Source organism: Arthrobacter sp. AD-310, from assembly GCF_054656615.1.
In genome coordinates this window covers 255,703-272,713 of sequence record NZ_BAAHNO010000010.1, presented here as the reverse complement: position 1 = coordinate 272,713, position 17,011 = coordinate 255,703, and the positions used below count along the sequence as shown (strand labels likewise).

The 17,011-nt window shown below is 64.6% G+C and carries 17 protein-coding genes; 10 read left to right on the top strand and 7 right to left on the bottom strand.

The window, feature by feature from the left end:
* Positions 1–6: 6 nt before the first annotated feature.
* Positions 7–966, bottom strand: a complete 960-nt coding sequence (locus tag ACYQ1Z_RS07855; protein ID WP_459791929.1) for a 2-hydroxyacid dehydrogenase — start codon at positions 964–966, stop codon at positions 7–9.
* Positions 963–2,162, bottom strand: a complete 1,200-nt coding sequence (locus ACYQ1Z_RS07850; RefSeq protein ID WP_459791928.1) for a pyridoxal phosphate-dependent aminotransferase — start codon at positions 2,160–2,162, stop codon at positions 963–965. The genes ACYQ1Z_RS07855 and ACYQ1Z_RS07850 overlap by 4 nt, the downstream gene beginning before the upstream one ends.
* A gap of 223 nt (positions 2,163–2,385) precedes the next feature.
* Here ACYQ1Z_RS07850 and ACYQ1Z_RS07845 point away from each other — a divergent pair, with 223 nt between their 5' ends.
* The gene (locus ACYQ1Z_RS07845; protein WP_459791927.1) at positions 2,386–3,045 is read left to right on the top strand and encodes an SGNH/GDSL hydrolase family protein; all 660 of its coding nucleotides are present in this window, start codon (positions 2,386–2,388) and stop codon (positions 3,043–3,045) included.
* Between the two features lie 133 nt (positions 3,046–3,178).
* A complete protein-coding gene (locus ACYQ1Z_RS07840; protein WP_459791925.1) occupies positions 3,179–3,553 on the top strand; it encodes a hypothetical protein in 375 nt (124 codons plus the stop codon).
* Between the two features lie 432 nt (positions 3,554–3,985).
* Here ACYQ1Z_RS07840 and ACYQ1Z_RS07835 read toward each other — a convergent pair whose 3' ends face one another.
* The 3 genes from ACYQ1Z_RS07835 to ACYQ1Z_RS07825 are packed head-to-tail and all read right to left on the bottom strand — an operon-like array spanning position 3,986 to position 7,055.
* A complete protein-coding gene (locus ACYQ1Z_RS07835) occupies positions 3,986–4,993 on the bottom strand; it encodes a tripartite tricarboxylate transporter substrate binding protein (RefSeq protein WP_459791924.1) in 1,008 nt (335 codons plus the stop codon).
* A gap of 56 nt (positions 4,994–5,049) precedes the next feature.
* Positions 5,050–6,552, bottom strand: a complete 1,503-nt coding sequence (locus ACYQ1Z_RS07830; RefSeq protein ID WP_459791923.1) for a tripartite tricarboxylate transporter permease — start codon at positions 6,550–6,552, stop codon at positions 5,050–5,052.
* A gap of 2 nt (positions 6,553–6,554) precedes the next feature.
* On the bottom strand, positions 6,555–7,055 hold the full coding sequence (locus ACYQ1Z_RS07825; protein WP_459791922.1) for a tripartite tricarboxylate transporter TctB family protein: 501 nt from the start codon (positions 7,053–7,055) through the stop codon (positions 6,555–6,557).
* Between the two features lie 200 nt (positions 7,056–7,255).
* Here ACYQ1Z_RS07825 and ACYQ1Z_RS07820 point away from each other — a divergent pair, with 200 nt between their 5' ends.
* From ACYQ1Z_RS07820 to ACYQ1Z_RS07800, 5 genes are all read left to right on the top strand, one after another.
* Positions 7,256–8,149, top strand: coding sequence for a DUF1932 domain-containing protein (locus tag ACYQ1Z_RS07820; RefSeq protein WP_459791921.1), 894 nt, complete (start codon positions 7,256–7,258; stop codon positions 8,147–8,149).
* Entirely contained in the window at positions 8,146–9,519 is a 1,374-nt protein-coding gene (locus tag ACYQ1Z_RS07815; RefSeq protein WP_459791920.1) for an MFS transporter, read from the top strand. Before ACYQ1Z_RS07820 ends, ACYQ1Z_RS07815 begins: the two co-directional genes overlap by 4 nt.
* A complete protein-coding gene (locus tag ACYQ1Z_RS07810) occupies positions 9,516–10,148 on the top strand; it encodes a 4-carboxy-4-hydroxy-2-oxoadipate aldolase/oxaloacetate decarboxylase (RefSeq protein WP_459791919.1) in 633 nt (210 codons plus the stop codon). Before ACYQ1Z_RS07815 ends, ACYQ1Z_RS07810 begins: the two co-directional genes overlap by 4 nt.
* A 70-nt stretch (positions 10,149–10,218) precedes the next feature.
* A complete protein-coding gene (locus ACYQ1Z_RS07805) occupies positions 10,219–10,857 on the top strand; it encodes a GntR family transcriptional regulator (RefSeq protein ID WP_459791918.1) in 639 nt (212 codons plus the stop codon).
* Between the two features lie 95 nt (positions 10,858–10,952).
* Positions 10,953–11,237: a hypothetical protein gene (locus ACYQ1Z_RS07800; RefSeq protein ID WP_459791917.1), complete on the top strand. Its 285-nt coding sequence runs from the start codon at positions 10,953–10,955 to the stop codon at positions 11,235–11,237.
* Between the two features lie 158 nt (positions 11,238–11,395).
* On the opposite strand, the gene ACYQ1Z_RS07795 is transcribed toward ACYQ1Z_RS07800, so the two are convergent.
* Positions 11,396–12,547, bottom strand: coding sequence for a GGDEF domain-containing protein (locus ACYQ1Z_RS07795; protein ID WP_459791916.1), 1,152 nt, complete (start codon positions 12,545–12,547; stop codon positions 11,396–11,398).
* A gap of 163 nt (positions 12,548–12,710) precedes the next feature.
* Between ACYQ1Z_RS07795 and ACYQ1Z_RS07790 the strand changes: the two genes are divergently transcribed.
* The 3 genes from ACYQ1Z_RS07790 (at position 12,711) to ACYQ1Z_RS07780 (ending at position 15,466) form a co-directional block, all read left to right on the top strand.
* Positions 12,711–12,947: a zinc-ribbon domain-containing protein gene (locus ACYQ1Z_RS07790; protein ID WP_459791915.1), complete on the top strand. Its 237-nt coding sequence runs from the start codon at positions 12,711–12,713 to the stop codon at positions 12,945–12,947.
* Between the two features lie 127 nt (positions 12,948–13,074).
* Positions 13,075–14,433, top strand: a complete 1,359-nt coding sequence (locus tag ACYQ1Z_RS07785) for a hemolysin family protein (protein ID WP_459791914.1) — start codon at positions 13,075–13,077, stop codon at positions 14,431–14,433.
* Entirely contained in the window at positions 14,426–15,466 is a 1,041-nt protein-coding gene (locus ACYQ1Z_RS07780; protein WP_459791913.1) for a hemolysin family protein, read from the top strand. The genes ACYQ1Z_RS07785 and ACYQ1Z_RS07780 overlap by 8 nt, the downstream gene beginning before the upstream one ends.
* Before the next feature lie 176 nt (positions 15,467–15,642).
* Here ACYQ1Z_RS07780 and ACYQ1Z_RS07775 read toward each other — a convergent pair whose 3' ends face one another.
* Positions 15,643–16,827: an integrase catalytic domain-containing protein gene (locus tag ACYQ1Z_RS07775; RefSeq protein WP_459791912.1), complete on the bottom strand. Its 1,185-nt coding sequence runs from the start codon at positions 16,825–16,827 to the stop codon at positions 15,643–15,645.
* Between the last annotated feature and the right edge of the window lie 184 nt (positions 16,828–17,011).

Sequence of the window (17,011 nt, the reverse complement as noted above, 5' to 3'; positions counted from 1 at the left end):
CGGCTTTTAGCCGATCGGCGTGGACGGCCGTTCCCCGCTGAGCACGGCCAGGGCGTTGTCCGCGGCGAGCATGGCCATCGCGGTGCGCGTTTCGACCGTGGCGGAGCCGAGGTGCGGCAGCAAAGCCACATTGTCCAGCGTCAGCAGGTCGGGGTGGACCTGAGGTTCCTTCTCGTAGACGTCCAGGCCCGCGCCGGCGATCCCGCCGTCGCGCAGCGCGGCCGCGAGGGCTGCCTCGTCCACGATCGGCCCGCGCGCGGTGTTGACCAGGAACGCGGAGCTCTTCATCGCCGCCAGCTGCTCCGCACCGATCAGGTGGTGCGTTGCCGGACCGTAGGGGCAGTGCAGGGAGACGACGTCGGAAACGGCCAGCAGCTCGTCCAGGTCCACCCGGCGGGCGTCCAGCTCGGCGGCGATCGCGGGATCGATTTCGCTGCGGGACTGGTACACGATCTCCATGCCGAAGGCCTTGGCGCGCCGGGCGGTCGCCTGCCCGATGCCGCCCATGCCGACTACGCCGAGGGTCTTGCCCTGCAGGCTGGAGCCGAGGAGGAAGAACATGCCCCACTTCCAGGCCTGGCCGGAGCGGATGAGCCGCTCGCCCTCGCCGAGGCGGCGGGTGGCCATGAGGATGAGGCTCAGCGCGATGTCGGCGGTGGCGTCGGTGAGGACGCCGGGCGTGTTAGTGGCGATGACACCGCGTGCGGTGCAGGCCGGCACGTCGATGTTGTCATAACCGACGGCGACGTTCGCGACGACCTTGAGCTGCGGGCCGGCGGCGTCCAGCAGTTCGGCGTCGACGCGCTCGGTGAGCAGGCTGACGATGCCGTCGGCCCCTGCCACCCGGCGCAGGAGCTCCTCACGGCTGATCGACTCCGGACCCTGCCAGGCATCCACCTCGTGCTCGGCACGGAGCTTCTCGATGGCGGCTTCGGGGATACGCCCCGTGACGACGATGCGGCTCATGCGGTTTCGATCCACTGGCGCAGGCGGCCAAGGCCTTCGCGGATGTTGGCAACGTCGATGCCGGAGTAGGCGAGGCGAATGTACTGCCGCTCTTCACCGGGCTGGCGCCGGCCGAAGTGTTCGCGGGTGCAGAACGAGACACCGGTCTTGTACAGGGCTTCCGTGGCGAAATCGCCGACGGCGGTGAATCCCATGCGTGCCATGGCGTCAGTGACGTCGGGGAACAGGTAGAAGGTGGACTGCGGGACGGCGACGTGCATGCCCGGGATGGCGTTCACCAGATCGCAGGCAGCGTCCCGGCGTTCCTTGAGGATGTCGAGCATCTGCTGGACTGGCTCCTGGGGGCCGCGGAGCGCTTCGATGCCGGCCCACTGCACGTAGTGCGTGGTGCAGGATTCGTCGTTGGTATTGAGCGTGCTGAGGACTTTGGCAATCTCCACCGGGGCGACGGCGCAGCCCAGGCGTGAGCCGGTCATGGCGAATTTCTTGCTGAAGGTGTAGAGGATGACCGTGCGCTCGGCCATGCCGGGCAGCGACGCGATCGACTGGGAGACCCCCTCGTAGCGCGTCTCGAAATAGGCCTCGTCGGAGAGGACCCACAAGTCATGCTCCTGGGCGATCTGCGCGATGGCCTCGCGCTCCGCGGCGGTCGACTCCGCCGAGATGGGGTTCTGCAGGTCGTTGTAGATGATGGCGACGGTGTTCTTGGTGATCGATGCCCGCACCTGGTCGAGGTCGATCGCGAAGCCGGACTCGGTGGGAACGTAGCCGTAGGGCACCGCGTTGCCGCCGAGGTATTCGATCTGGGATTCGTAGATGGGGAAGCCCGGGTTCGGGTAGAGCACGTCCTGCCCGGGGTTCATCACTGCCTGGAGGAACTTGGTGATGACGGGCTTGCCGCCGGTCATGACCACCACGTTGTCCGGGGAGAAGGTGATGCCGCGGCGCGAGCCGAGGTCTTCGGCGAGGGCTTCACGCAGCTGCGGGATGCCGGGGCCGGGGCAGTAGCCGGTGTAGCCGTCGGCAATCGCCTTGTTCATGGCCTCGACGATGTGCGGGGCGGTGGGGATGTTGATGTCACCCAGGTGGAAGGGGTACACGAGGTTCCCCTGCGCCTTCCAGGACGCCGCGGCCTGCGCGACGCTGAAGGCAGTTTCCGTGCCCAGCCGTTCAAGGCGGTGCGCGAGTTGCTGCATGCTGATGTACTCCTCATCGAGATAGCAATGATCCACTCCGGTTCCCGACCAGGTTTGGGCGGGCAGGGGTGCGGGCGCGGCAAGGCAACCAGACTGGTACGCGGTCACCTAACAACCGCGGCCTGATATAGCTATGCGTATGGACTGATATACTAGAGTCGTCGACTCATTCCGCGCAAGGGGTTGGCGAGATCTGCCGGTGACGTGGGTGCAGGATGGGTAGATGGAAGAGGGCAGAGCCGGAAAAGCCCGCAGCGGTCACGTCGTACTGCTGGGAGATTCGATCCTCGATAACGCCGCATACGTTGGCGGAGGCCCCGACGTCGCGACCCAACTGGGGCAGGAGCTACCGGACTGGAAATGCTCGCTGCTGGCGGTCGACGGCGACGTCATAGCCGGCGTCCACCGGCAGCTTGGTTCCCTGCCGGAGGACGCAACGCTCCTGGTGGTCAGCGCCGGCGGCAATGATGCCCTCGGTTATGCGCCGCTGCTGCAGGGAAAGCCCTGGTCTGTTGCTGAAGCGCTTGCAATGCTGGCTGCGGCCCGAGCGATATTCACCAGGGACTACCTAGCCATGATCGACGCCGTTGCCGGCACCGGAGTGCCGGCGGCCGTGTGCACGATTTACGACACTCCCCCGTCCGGGCCTGACCACAGCGTCATCAAGGCTGCGTTGTGCCTGTTCAACGACGTAATCACCAGGGCCGCGTTTTCCCGCGGTACTGCGTTGATCGATCTTCGCCTCATCTGTAGCGAAGACGGAGACTATGCCAACCCGATCGAACCGTCAGTCCAGGGCGGGCTGAAGATAGCGCGGGCCATCGCTTCGCTGGCACGGACGGGCCGGGAAACCGGAGCTTCGATCATAGTGGCGGACGGATAGCCGTATCAGTGGTGCTCGTGGGCGCCCCCCTGGGCGGGTTAAGGCTTCTCTTGACCAGGCGATGCGGTCAAGTTAGCTTGACCGCATGAGTGGTGATGGCTTGCCGGTGGAGTAGGCGCTCAGTAGCGGTGATGTGCACGAGTTGCTGAAGGTATGGGAAGACTTCAACAGCGGTGAGACGTGGCGCGAGGTCTCTGCGACCGGCAGCGACCAGGCTCGGGAAGCCGCGGCTCTGTTCCTTTCAGGGGTGCGGGAAGTCGCGGCGCTTGAGGCGCTGCGGGCCAACGCGAAGGCCGTCGAGCTGTTGACGGCAGGGCGCTGGTACGTCATTAAGTCCGCGCGGGAAGCCGGAGCGACGTGGACCCAGATCGGCGAGGCGCTGGGGATCACGAAACAAGCTGCCCATGGCTTCTACCGCCGCAAGATCGAGGAGCAGGAGAAGGACCTGCCGGACCGTCACGAGGCGGCCGCTGCGCGTGCGGTCCTCGAAGACCCGAAGGAAGACTAACCGGCGCTCCCCGCCCGGCTTTCGGCAGACGTCATGGAGCCAGGCTGTGCTGGCGGCCATGATGGCAACCAAGGGGACGCCGAGTCAGGACGGGGCCTGCGCCGGTTGACCCGAGCAAATTTGTCCGCATAGACCGACCCAGTAACTCGACTCTCCGCTGGGCAGTGGTTGTGGGCTGGGTCCTCTCGATAGGAGCTGGAGCCACGATCGGGTCGTGCGTCTTGCTCCCGTTCAGCCCTGACGCGGAAGTCCTCTATCTCGTTGGTGCCGTCATCGGCGCCGCGTTGGGCGAGTTATTTACGTTCGATGAACAGGCACGACTGAGAGCCTCCTGGTGTCGAGATGAGTGTGTGTTGACCCAATCGACGCGAGGAGGCTCTCGTTTTTTACGTCACGCTGCGGTTTTTCACGGCTTGCGTTAGGAGTTACGGGCTAGTCCTTTTTCTGAACGAGCGGCAGGACCTTCTTGAAGGTCGCTTCCTGCCCGGCCCAGTACTCTTTGTAGTCGACTCCGGAGAGGTAGCTGGTTTGCAGGCCGAGTTCTTCCATCTTCTTGACGACGGAGGGGTCTTCGATGGCTTTCTTGAGGGCTGCTTCGAGTTTCTCGGCCACAGCGTCGGGCAGTCCGGCCGGAGCTGAGAAGCCGCGGGCGGTGCTGGCTTCGATGTCATAGCCGGATTCCTTGAACGTGGGGACGTCCGGCAGTGCCGGAGCCCGTTCGGGGCTCATGACGCCCAGGACGCGGGCCTTGCCCTGTTTGATCAGGTCGGTCACGCCACTGACGTCTCCGACGAGGACGTTCACGTGCTTTCCGAGGAACGCCGCGGAGGCCGCGGCATCGCCTTCGGCGAAGTGGACGGGGGCGAATTCGGCGCCTGTGGTGTCCTGGATTTGTGCCAGGGCGAAGTGTTCGCCGGTTTGCAGCCCGGTGGTGCTTGCGGTCATCGACTTGGGGTTGGCCTTGGCGGCGTCGATGAGTTCCTTCAAGGTCTGATGGGGGCTATCCGGTTGCACGGCGATCACGGCCGGGTCGACGACGTGCCGGGCCAGGGGCTGGAAGCTGTCGCGGGTGTAGGTAGCGCCGCGGGACGGGTCCAGCGGTGAGACGACCACTGACGGGGAGCCGGTGGCGCCGATGGTGTATCCGTCGGGCTTGGCGCTGGTCAGTGCCGTGTAGCCGATCTGGCCGCCAGCGCCGGGCTTGTTGATGACCTCGACGTTGGTGCCAAGTTCTTTCTCGAGGATGGGCGCGACGAGGCGGGAGGCGGTGTCCACCGCTCCGCCGGATCCGAAGGCCACGATCAGGTCGATGGACTTGCCCTTTTTGGGGAAATCGTCCGTGGCGGCGGTGTTCGTGGTTCCGGCGTTTGCGCCGCAGCCGGTGAGTGCGATGAGGGTTGCTGCCGCGACGGCGGCGGCGATTCGGGGACGGGTGATCATTGTTCTTCTCCTTTGAAGGGGCACCTGGAGGGGTGCGTTTTGAGTGGGGTGGGTTTTTAGGTTTCGGGGTCTTCGTTGAGTGCTTTGGGCTTTCGCAGTTTGAGCAGGGGGCTGAAGATGATCAGCAGTCCCAGGCCGATCAGGACCGCGGAGATGGGACGGCTGGTGAAGATACTGAAGTCGCCCTGGGAGATTTCGAGGGATTCGCGAAGGGACCGTTCCATCAGCGGGCCAAGGACCAGGGTCAGCACCATGGGTGCCAGCGGGATGTCCAGTTGCCGCAGGGCGAGGCCCAGAAGGCCGAACGCGATCATCACGAAGACGTCGAAGACGCTGAAGTTGATCGTGTAGGCGCCGATGATCATGAACAGCAGGATGAGAGGGGTCAGGATCGATGTCGGTACACGGAGGATGGAGGTCCAGAGCCCGACCAGGGGGACGTTCAGGATCAGCAGAATCAGGTTTCCGATGAACAGGCTGGCGATGATTGCCCAGGCAAACTCCGACTCTTCCGCGAACAGGGTGGGGCCGGGGGTGAGTCCCTGTTGAAGGAAGGCGCCCATGAGCACCGCGATTGTCGGAGAAGCCGGGATGCCGAGGGTGAACAGTGGAATCAAGGCGGCGTTCGCGTGGGCGTTGTTGGCCGTTTCGGGGCCGGCAACACCTTCGATGGCGCCCTTGCCGAGTTCGTTGCGGTGGCGCGAGAACTTGCGTTCGGCGCCGTAGGCCAAGAGGGAGGATACGGAGCCGGTCATACCGGGGATGAGGCCCAGGCCGAAGCCGATACCCGTGCCGCGGGCCATGGCCGGCATGCTGCGGCGCCACTCCTTGCCGGTCGGGAGCAATGACCGCAGGTTGGGGGCGTGCACGTTGGTCGGCGCTGTGCCTTTGCGGTAGGCCAGGAGTTCGGAGAGGCCGAAGACGCCCACGATCACGGCGACGAAGCTGACGCCGTCCAGGAGCCGGTCCATGCCGAAGGTGAACCGTGGGGCTCCGGCTACCGGGTCGATACCGATCATGGCGATCAGCAGGCCCAGGGCGCCGGAGATGATTGCCTTGACCATGGACTTGCCGGCGAGTGCGACCAGGAGGGAGATGCCAACGATCATGAGTGCGAAGAATTCCGGCGGCCCGACCAGCAACCCCAGCTCCCCCAGGGGCTTTGCGGCTGCGACCAGGCCGATGGTGGCTATCGTTCCCCCGATGAAGGACCCGACGGCGGCAATGGTCAAGGCAGCGCCCGCCTTGCCGATCCTGGTCATCGCGTAGCCGTCGATGGTCGTTATTGCTGAGGCTGCTTCGCCCGGAGTGTTCAGCAGGACGCTGGTGATGGTTCCCCCGTACGCGGTGCCGTAGAAGATGGCGCACAGCATGATGATCGCGCCGGTCGCATCGAGATTGAGCGTCAGTGGTATCAGGAGTGCGACGCCGGCGACCGGGCCGATTCCGGGCAGGACTCCGATGATGGTGCCGAGGAGGCAGCCCAGGAATGCGAACAGCAGATTTTGCCAGGTCATGGCGGCCGCAAAGCCGCCCATAAGTTCGTTGATTGTCTCCATGTCTAGAGTCCGATCGTGTTGAGCAGAGGGAACGCGGAGACGGGCAGCGATACGTTCAGGCCGTAGGTGAAGACGTAGAACGCGCCGACGCTTCCGGCGAGGGCCGTGATCAGCGAAGACACCCACGACCGGCGGCCGCGCAACTTCAGGTGATACATGAGGAAGAGGAAGATGCTCAGCTGAAAGCCCAGCAGGTCCATGACGGCTGCCAGGACAACAAGGCTCACCACAACTGAGATCACCACGTCCCGTTCGATCCCGTCGGCCCTCTCACTCGGCCGGAGCAGCTCCTGGATCAGCCAAAGAGCTGACATTGCGACCAGCACTGACCCCATGGCAAACGGGAAGAGGCCGGGGCCGGGCCCCAGCGAAGTCCAGAGGCCGAGACTGACCGAGCCGACCAGGGCATAGATGCCGACAGCGGCGAAGGCGCCGATGCCTACCAGCACGGACGGCGCAACTGTGGCCCGCTCCGATTTCGCTGTCACTGACTCCGTTGTCATTTTTTCCTTCTTAGGTTTCGCGGCCACTCATTTCTCGCAATGAGAACCATTCCGCTGAGAAATAGTGACATGGCCCACAGGGACTGTCAAGACAAAAAAAATACCAAATGGCGCAGGTTCGGCGAAGTGAGCGTCCATATTGCCCAGATGGTACTCATGTTGTATCTTGAATCACAGGACGCGAGACGAAGGAGTCTGTCTTGAAAACCACAATCATTGGTTCTGGCCAAGTTGGCCTGTGCTGGGCTGAGGCGCTCACAGCGAACCCCGCCCAGACTGTTTCTCTCTCGGACCCGCAGCCCCCTGCTGCAGCCGTGAGCTGGTCTGAAACCTCCGGCGTACCCATCCGCCCTCAGGTTTCGGAATGGATCGCCGATCAGGACGTTGTCCTGCTCTGTGTCCCGGGATCGGTTCTGCCGTTCGTGATTGACCCGCTGGTGCAGCATCTGGGCGCCGGTGCGACAATCGTGGATATGACGACCGCCGCGGCGCAGGCCAAGCGGGAAGCTGCCGCCAAGGCGACCGCTGCCGGCCTTGGCTACGTCGATATCGCCATCACCGGTGCCGTCGCGTTGAGCGGGGTCCGCACGCCCCTGCTGTACGCCGGCCCGCAGGTCCCTGCGGTCCACGAGCTGCTTGCCTCTGTCGGGGCCCCGGTGCGGGTCCTTCCGGATAGCGCCCCCGGCGATGCAGTGACCGTGAAGCTGCTCCGCTCAGTGATCATGAAAGGACTGGAAGCCCTCGCCATCGAGGCGCTGCCTGCAGCCCGTTCCTACGGTGTCCTGGACCAGCTGTACACCGTCCTCAGCGACGTCGACCAGTCCCCCTTCACCGACCTGCTTAAGAGCATGGTCACTACCCACCCGGCCCACTCCGTGCGCCGTCACGCCGAGGTACTGGAAGCCGCCGCCCAGCTGGACCGCGCCGGCTACCCGTCGGAGCTCACCAGCCACGTCGCCGAGAAGTACGCCACCACCGCCCGGAACGTCTCCGCGACCGGAGGACCTGACGAGGCAACCTTCGAGGCCGCCCTGCGCTGGCTGGACACCACAGCATCCCAGACTTCCTCCACCCCCCAGGAGGTAACGGCATGAGCGCCGCAGCTATCGGCTCCCGCATCGGGGACGCAGCGATCCGCAAGATCAAGTTCCGGATCCTGCCCCTGCTGGTAATCCTTTACATCATCGCCTTCATCGACCGCGCCAATGTCGGCTTCGTCGCGAAGGAGATGAACGCCGACCTCGGCATCAACGCAGCCCAGTTCGGCCTGGCCGCCGGGCTGTTCTCCATCGGCTACTTCCTCTTCGAAGTTCCCAGCAACATCCTGATGCGCAAGGTCGGGGCCCGGAAATGGATCGCCCGCATCCTGGTTTCCTGGGGCGTCGTCGCGGTCGCCTGCGGCTTCATCCAGGACTTCACCCAGCTCGCCATCATCCGCACCCTGCTGGGTATCGCCGAAGCCGGGTTCTTCCCCTGCGTCATCCTGTACCTGTCCTACTGGTTCCCCGAGCGCGAACGCGCCCGCGTGGTCGCCCTGTTCATGATCGCCCTGCCCCTGGCGACCGTCATCGCCGCCCCCGTATCGGGCATGATCATGGACAACATCAGCTGGCTCGGCATGGAAGGCTGGCGCTGGGTCTTCATCCTCGAAGGCGGACCGGCCATCATCATGGCCGTCGTGACGCTCTTCGTTCTCGTTGACTCCCCCGCCCAGGCCAAATGGTTGACCGCCGAAGAAAAGACCTGGCTGGAGACCACCCTGCAGAAAGAGCGGGACGCCAAGGTCCAGCGGCACGGGCACGTCTCCTTCTGGCGCGCCCTTGCCGGCGGCCGGGTCCTGGCACTGTCCCTGATCTACTACAGCAAGTCCGTCGCGATCTACGTCCTGGCGTTCTTCACCCCGCAGATCATCGCCGCCGCCTCCACGCAGCTCAGCAACACCGCCGTCGGCTACATCAACGCTGTTCCCTACGGCATCGCCGCGATCTTCATGGTCTACTGGGCCCGCCACTCCGACAAGACCCGCGAACGCCGCTGGCACGTCGGCATCCCGCTGATCGCCGCAGGCGCCGGCCTGGCCCTGATGCCCTTCGCCGTGAACAATCTACTGCTCTCCGTTGTCCTGCTGACCGTCATCACCGTCGCCGTCTACGCCACCTACGGCCCGTTCTGGTCCCTGCCGTCGCTGTTCCTCACCGGGCAGTCAGCAGCCGTCGGCCTTGCAGCCATCAACTCCATCGCCAACCTCGGCGGCTTCGTCGGACCGTTCGCGTTCGGCGCCCTCAAAGACTCCACCGGCAACAACAACTGGGGCCTGGCCCTGGTCAGCGCCACCTGCCTCATCGCAGCGGCAATGGTTGTCGGCCTGAAGTTCGTCAAGCAGGCAGAGGCAACCGCCCGGATCGCCGAAGAAGAAGCCGACGCCAAGGCACAACTCGTCACCACAGGAGAACCCGCGAAATGACCACCACCACCCACGCCACCGACCCCCGCCTCGCCCGGCTGGCACAGCTCGGAGCGGCCACCGTCTACGAGGCCAACGGCCAGCGCGACGCCATCGACCCCGCCATCAAGCCCCTCGATCCGACCTCACGGATCGCCGGACGCGTGGTCACCGTTGATCTGGAACCGGCAGACAACTGGTTCATCCACGTCGCCCTGCTCGAAGCCGGCGAAGGCGACATCCTCGTCGTTGACGCCAAGGGCTACACCCAGGCCGGCCCGTGGGGCGATGTCCTCACCCTCGCCGCCCAGGAACGCGGTCTCGCAGGCCTGGTCATCGACGGAGCCGTGCGCGACAGCCAGGAAATAATCGCCTCCGGCTTCCCCGTCTTCACCCGGGGCCTGTGCATCCGTAAAACCACAAAAGTCCAGAAAGGCCGGGTCAACGTCCCTGTCACCATCGGCGGTGTGCTCATCCACCCAGGCGACATCCTCGTCGGTGACGCCGACGGGCTGGTCCGCGTCGCCGCGGCCGATATTGATGTGGCCCTAGACTCCTCAGAACGCCGGGAATTGAAAGAGGAAGAAATGCGGGCACGGATCCGTGAAGGAGCCACGACCCTGGATCTGCTCGGACTCAGCCGCCCCTGACACTAGGCTAAACAGGTAGCATCCAGCATCGTGGTCGGTTGAGATCATGGACAGGTCTCGGGAGGGTCGATTGGTCACGCAGCGTAAGGACGTCCTGGAGGATTTGCGCGGCAAAATCACCACCGGCAAACTTCCTCCGGGAAGCCACCTGACCGAACGCGGCCTCTGCGAGGAATACGCCATCAGCCGCACACCAATCCGATCCATCCTGCGCGACCTCGCCGACGAAGGACTCGTCGTTGTCTCCCCCAACCGCGGCGTCTTCGTCGCTGAATGGACCACCACAGACGCGGCAGAAGTCATGTCCATCCGGGCCCTGCTCGAAGCCCACGCCGCAGGCCTTGCGGCACACAGCCGGTCAGACTCCCAACTCGAGGAGCTGAACCGGCTGTGTGACCGCATGGACCAAATCGCCGCGACCAAAAGCAACGGCTACCGTGCGGAGATCGCAGAGCTCAATCACGAGCTCCACCTGCTGATCCTCGAATCAGCAGCCTCACCCCGACTGTTCAACATCGCTAAGGACCTCGCCCTCGCCCCTCTCATGTCAGGGTCCTTTCAGTACTACTCCCCCGACGAACTCCACCGCAGCCTCCAGGACCACCGCCTTATCGTGGACGCCATCACCCACCGTGATGAAGCCCTCGCCCGCGCCCTCATGGAAGGCCACCTCCGCACCTCCTACGCGGCCCTCACCCGCAAACGCTGAACCGAGAGTAGGGCAAGCGCGTAGACGACAAACGAGAGCGGTTGACAGCTTCGCCGGGCACTGCACTTTTCCGTAAGACTCCGAAAGCCCATGCCATGACCTCCAACCGCGCAACAGCCCACAAACACGTCGAGTGGAGCCTGCTGATCAACACTTACGTGGAGATACACCTCCACGGGCGCGTGATCAGGACAGGCTTCGTTGAAGAAGCAATGCCCGACTCCTCAGCTTTATGGATCGCCGCTGACCAAGACGGCCCGCGGCAGATGTTCGAAGCCGCCCAAGGCCACCAGGTCTGGGTCACACCACAGGAACTATCCGGCCACCTCAACTACCGGATGACTACAAAGCAAATCTTCGGAACGCCGGGGAATGCCTAAAAGCAAAAGCCCTCGGCCGGACTCCGCAAGTTTGAAGTCACCCCAACCTGACGTCAGGCAGGGAGGTAAAAACCCGTCAGGTTAGGACCGGAATCAGCGTTACCTGACACACCCAACCAAAGGTCCAGAACCAAACCTGACACGTCCCGCAAGGAACCCTAAAGCATCCGGTCGCTGCGCGCGGTGCGGTTCCGGCCCAGGGACTTGGCCGTGTAGAGAGCCGCGTCGGCGGCGGCGATGACGTCGTCCACGTCGGAGGACCCGGCGTCGTACGTTGAAATCCCGTAGCTCACGGTGGGCATGTCCATGCCGTCCACGGCGGGATCTGAGGCGAGGCGGCGGCTGATTTCCTCGGCGATCAGCTCGGCGCGCTCGGGGCTCGCACCCGGAAGGAGGAGAACGAACTCCTCGCCGCCGTACCGTCCCACGAGGTCGGTGGACCGGACCGTTTCGGTGCAGGCCTCGGCGAACCGCTGCAGGGCCGTATCACCGGCGGCATGACCGTAGGTGTCGTTGACGGCTTTGAAGTGGTCCAGGTCGGCCAGGACCAGCACGCCGGAGCCGCGGGTGACGGCGTGGTCCGAAAGGAGTTCGCCGGCCAGGTCAAGGAATGCCTTGCGGTTGAGCAGCCCGGTCAGGTCGTCACGCGAGGCCACCACCCGCAACGCCCGCGTCTGCTGCTCGTTGCTCAGGCCGGCCATACTGAAAGACACGACCACCAGCAGCACCATGGTCACGATAGTGGTCACTGCGGAACCGAAGACCGTAGTGAAGATGGCCCCGTTCTGCCCTTCCAGCACAAACGCCAGGAACCGGAGGACATAGAAAACGGCGAGCCCGCCCGCGGCCACGGCCATGGGCACCCGCACCCGTGAATACCCCGGCTCCAGGCGCCAGAGCTCCCGCGAGGCCAGCCCGATGGTCACGCTCATCGCCGCCAGGAACACGGCGCCGCCGGACCACGTATTCGTGGCGGGGCTGTCCAGGGCCGAGGCCACCAGCACCACCAGCGGGATCCCCGTGAACGCCCACTTGGGCGGCGGCACGGTTCGCAGCGACCGGGCACCCGCCCACACTGCCACGCCCCCATGCACCAGGAGCACGTTGCCTGCCGGGTTCGCCCACACCTGGTGGGCGGTCCCGTCCAGCAGGAAACAGGCTGAACCGGCCAGGAAGAACACCAGGGCAAGGCACCACCACCCGCTGTACGGCGAGCGCGTGACCCGGTACGCGGAGAAGTAGAAAAGAACCACCAGCACCAGCGCCATCAGGCCAAACGCGATCCGGAGGGTCGCGGTATCCAGAACCATGTCTTCGAAGTCCCCCCAACGCCGAATGCTGTGCCGATCCCCAGTATCGCACCGCCGCAGGGGGGATGCATCAGCATTCCTACCCGTGAACAACCACGGCAAAACCCTCTAAGGTGGTGCGATAAGCACGGGACCGCCCGGACAGGACCACGAAAGGCCCGCCATGCTCCTTCTCTTCGGCTTCAAGACAGTACTCAAAGCGCTGCCGGGCAAGGCGGCATCGTGCCAGTACTGCCGCCAGTTCGTCCACCACCACCTCGAGGAACGTGCCACCAAATTCACGCTCTTCTTCATTCCGGTGTTCACGACATCCCGCAAATACAACATCACCTGCTCCAACTGCGGCTACGTCTCCTCCATCTCGGCCCGGCAGAAACGCGCCCTCGAACTCCAGCGCTGACAGCTACAAGGGAACCAACGGGCACCAAGTAGAGTTGAACCCACTATGGACGACCCTCCTTCACATATGCCCAGGCCCCTCTGCCACCTGACCGGACTTCCGGCCACCACTGGAGAGGGGCGCCCCAATGTATGAATGGATCATGCTCGGCATCGGCCTTGTCCTGACTGTCGGCACCGGCTTCTTCGTCGCCTCCGAGTTCGCCCTGGTGAACCTTGACCGGCACGACCTCGAAGCCCGCCAGGCCCGCGGCGAGAAGCGGCTCGGGCCCACCATCAAGGCCCTGAAAATCACCTCGACCCACCTGTCCGGAGCGCAACTGGGCATTACACTGACCACGCTCCTCACCGGTTACACGTTCGAACCGGCCATCAGCAAAATGCTCAATGGGCCGCTCACCTCGGTGGGCATCCCGGAAGCACTGGTTCCCGCGGTTGGCTCCGTGGCCGGCATCTTCCTGGCCACCATCTTCTCCATGGTGATCGGTGAACTGGTGCCCAAGAACTTCGCCCTGGCGCTGCCACTGGCCACCGCCAAGGTGGTGGTGCCCTTCCAGGCGCTCTTCACCGCCGTGTTCAAACCAGTGATCCTGCTGTTCAACAACACCGCCAACAGGATCATCCGGTCCTTCGGCATCGAGCCCAAGGAAGAACTTTCCGGCGCGCGCAGCGCCGAGGAGCTCAGCTCCCTGGTGCGCCGCTCCGCCGTCGAAGGCGTCCTGGACCGGGACCACGCCGAACTGCTGCACCGCACGCTCCGTTTCTCGGAGCACAGCGCGGTGGACGTGATGACCCCGCGCGTGCGGATGACCGCCGTCGGAACCGCTGACACGGCCGAGGACATCGTGAACCTGGCCAAGGCCACCGGCTACTCCCGCTTCCCCGTCATCGGGCGGGACCGGGACGACGTCCTGGGCGTGCTGCATGTCAAGCAGGCGTTCGCCATCGGCCTCGGCGAACGCGCCGGCGTTTCAGCGGAAAACCTGATGATCGAGCCTCTCCGCGTGCCGGAATCCATGGGCGTTGACACGCTCCTCGGCTTACTCCGCCGGCAGGGCCTGCAGGTCGCCATCGTCACCGACGAGCACGGCGGCACCGCCGGGATCGTCACCCTTGAGGACCTCGTCGAGGAAATCGTGGGTGAGCTGGAAGATGAACACGACCGCGCCCGGGCCGGCGTGGTCCGGATCGGCAGGTCTGTCACCTTCGACGCCGCGCTCCGCCCGGACGAGCTTCTGGACCGCACCGGCATCGAGGTGCCCGACGGCGAATACGACACCGTGGGCGGCTACGTCAGCGATCAGCTGGACCGGCTGCCCGAGCTGGGAGACGAGGTGGAGGTCGACGGCGGCACGCTGCGTGTGGAGCGTGTGTCCGGCACGCACGTGGAGCGGCTGCGCTTCACGCCTGACGGCCCCGGCGAGCCGCCGCAGAGCGAGCATGACCGCATCATCGACAACCTCACCCGGGAGCTGACCCATGAGTGAATACCTTCCCGGCATCATCTGGCTGGCGGTGCTCCTGGTGGTGAACGGCTTCTTCGTGGGCGCCGAGTTCGCCGTCATCTCCGCCCGCCGCTCCCAGATCGAGCCCAGGGCCGAGGCAGGCAGCAAAGCCGCGAAGACCACCTTGTGGGCGATGGAACACGCCACGCTGATGCTGGCCACCAGCCAGCTCGGCATCACGGTCTGTTCGCTGATCATCCTCAACGTCTCCGAACCGGCGATCCACCACCTGCTCGAGATCCCGCTGGGCCTGACCTCCCTGTCCTATGAGGCGATCAGCATCATCGCGTTCGTCACGGCCCTGCTGCTGGTGACCTTCCTGCACGTGGTGCTGGGCGAGATGGTGCCCAAGAACATCTCGTTCTCGGTGCCTACGCGCGCCGCCCTGATCCTGGCCCCGCCGCTGGTCCTGGTGGCCAAGGTCTTCAAGCCGGTGATCTGGACCCTGAACGGCATCGCCAATAGCATCCTGCGGCTGTTCCGGGTGGAACCGAAGGATGAGGCCACCAGCGCCTACACCCTGGACGAGGTGGCCACCATCGTGGAGCAGTCGACCCGCGACGGCGTCCTCAAGGACACCACCGGCGCCCTCACGAACGCGTTCGAGTTCACCGCAAAGACGGTGGCGGACGTCCAGGTTCCGCTGGCGGACATGGTGCTGCTGCCGGAGGGCTCCACCCCGGCCGACATCCAGCAGGCGGTGGCCCGGCACGGCTACTCCCGCTACATCCTCACCAACCAGGACGCGGAACCCACAGGGTACCTGCACCTGAAGGACGTGATGGACCTGACCTCGGCAGAGAAGTTCAGCCGTCCTGTGCCCGCCAAGCGGATCCGCCGCCTGGCCTCCGCCTTCGCGGGTGCCGAGCTGGAGGACGCACTGGCCGCCATGCGCCGCACCGGCGCCCACGTGGCCCGGGTCTTCGACGCGCAGGGCCGGACCACGGGCGTGCTGTTCCTCGAGGACATCATCGAGGAACTGGTGGGCGAGGTGCAGGACGCCACCAGCGCCTGAGTTCTTTTCCAGGCCAGGGGCGCGGCTTCGTTGGGGGCCGCGCCCCTTTGCGCGTTTCCGCGCCTCTTGGCTCCCTGTTGCCTCATTGCAATACCTCCGGGAAGACTAATACGTTGCCTCACCTGAAAACCTCCGTTTTCGCGTGATCGTTGCCTCAGTGGAAAAGCTCCGGAGGCCTAGGGGTTCCAGGCCCGGTTTACCGGTTTGATGGGTGCTGGTTTCTTGGCCAGGGCGAGGGTTTCCAGTTCGGCGGTAAGGGCCAGGATTTGGCGCGACAGGGCCCCGGGTTTGATGCGTTTGAAAGAGGCGTTCATCCGAATGACCGGGCTCTTACGCATCCGTGGATGGCGCACGGCGCGGTGGTGGGGTGTGGTCGGTTTGTCATGTTTCTTGGTGACCTTAGCGCCGTAGCGTTGCTTGGAAATGAGCTTCTGCTGGGGCAGGAGGTAGTTGGTGAAGACCCGGTCCAACTCCCAGATCTCGTTGAGCTTGTCCAGCTCGGCTGCCGTGTCGTAGCGCAGGTAGCCGACCAGTTCACGGACCCGGGCCCAGTTATTTTGCTCCACGTGGGAGCCGTCGTTTTTGTTGCCCGGCCGGGAGCGGGTGAAGGTGATCTGACGGGCGTGGCAGTAGGCCAGCAGGTGCTCGTTGATGAACTCCGAGCCGTTGTCCGAGTCGATGCCCAGAATCGGGAACGGGAACACCGCGGTGACGTGTTCGAGGGCTTCGAAGACCCATTTAGCGGCCTTGTTCCGCACGGACCGGTTCACCGTCCACCCGGTGCAGATGTCGGTTACGGTGAGCGTGAAACAGAACTCTCCGAAGCTGTTGCCGCCCTCATGGCCGACCAGGTCAATCTCGACAAAGCCCGGCACGGCGTCATCCCACTCGGCCCAGGTGCGGACCGGGATCTGGGACTTCAGCAGGGTCCCCGGCTTCGTGTGGGACCGTCCCCGCAGGGTCAGCTTCGCCCGCTCGCCGGCGAGCTTCCTGTCAATGGTCGCCGCGCTCATCCGCATCAGCAACGCGGCTTGTTCATCGCTTATGTCCAGCTCTTTGTCCCGGCGCAGCAGTGGCACCAGAACCGGCAGCATCGGGGCCAGAAGCTTGCCGGCGGGGGACCGCAGCACAGCCCAGCACCTGATCAGCGGATCCAGCAGATCAGGACCGTACACTGGGGCCCTGCCCGGTCTGGGTTTGACGGCCTTCAGGACCAGCGCCTCCCGCAATGCCGCCCTGGCATAGTCACGGTGCCATCCCGTCAACTCGACGAGTTCGTTCAGGATCCGGGACTTCCCTGCACGATCAGCACCCCGGTAGGCCAGGGCTTTCTTCTTCGTCACAGCTTGCCGCTGGGCCATCGTTAGCTCCATGAAAACGGGCATAACCTGCACCCGCTGCCAACACCCTCAACCACGCCGCGCAAGCGGAGGTTTTCAAATGAGGCAACGAATCCAGCTACGCGGAGGTTTTCAATGAGTCAACGCGGGCTCTGGCCCCCGACGGCGGCCGCAGCTAAAGTAGGACACGTTCCGTTGGCTGCCA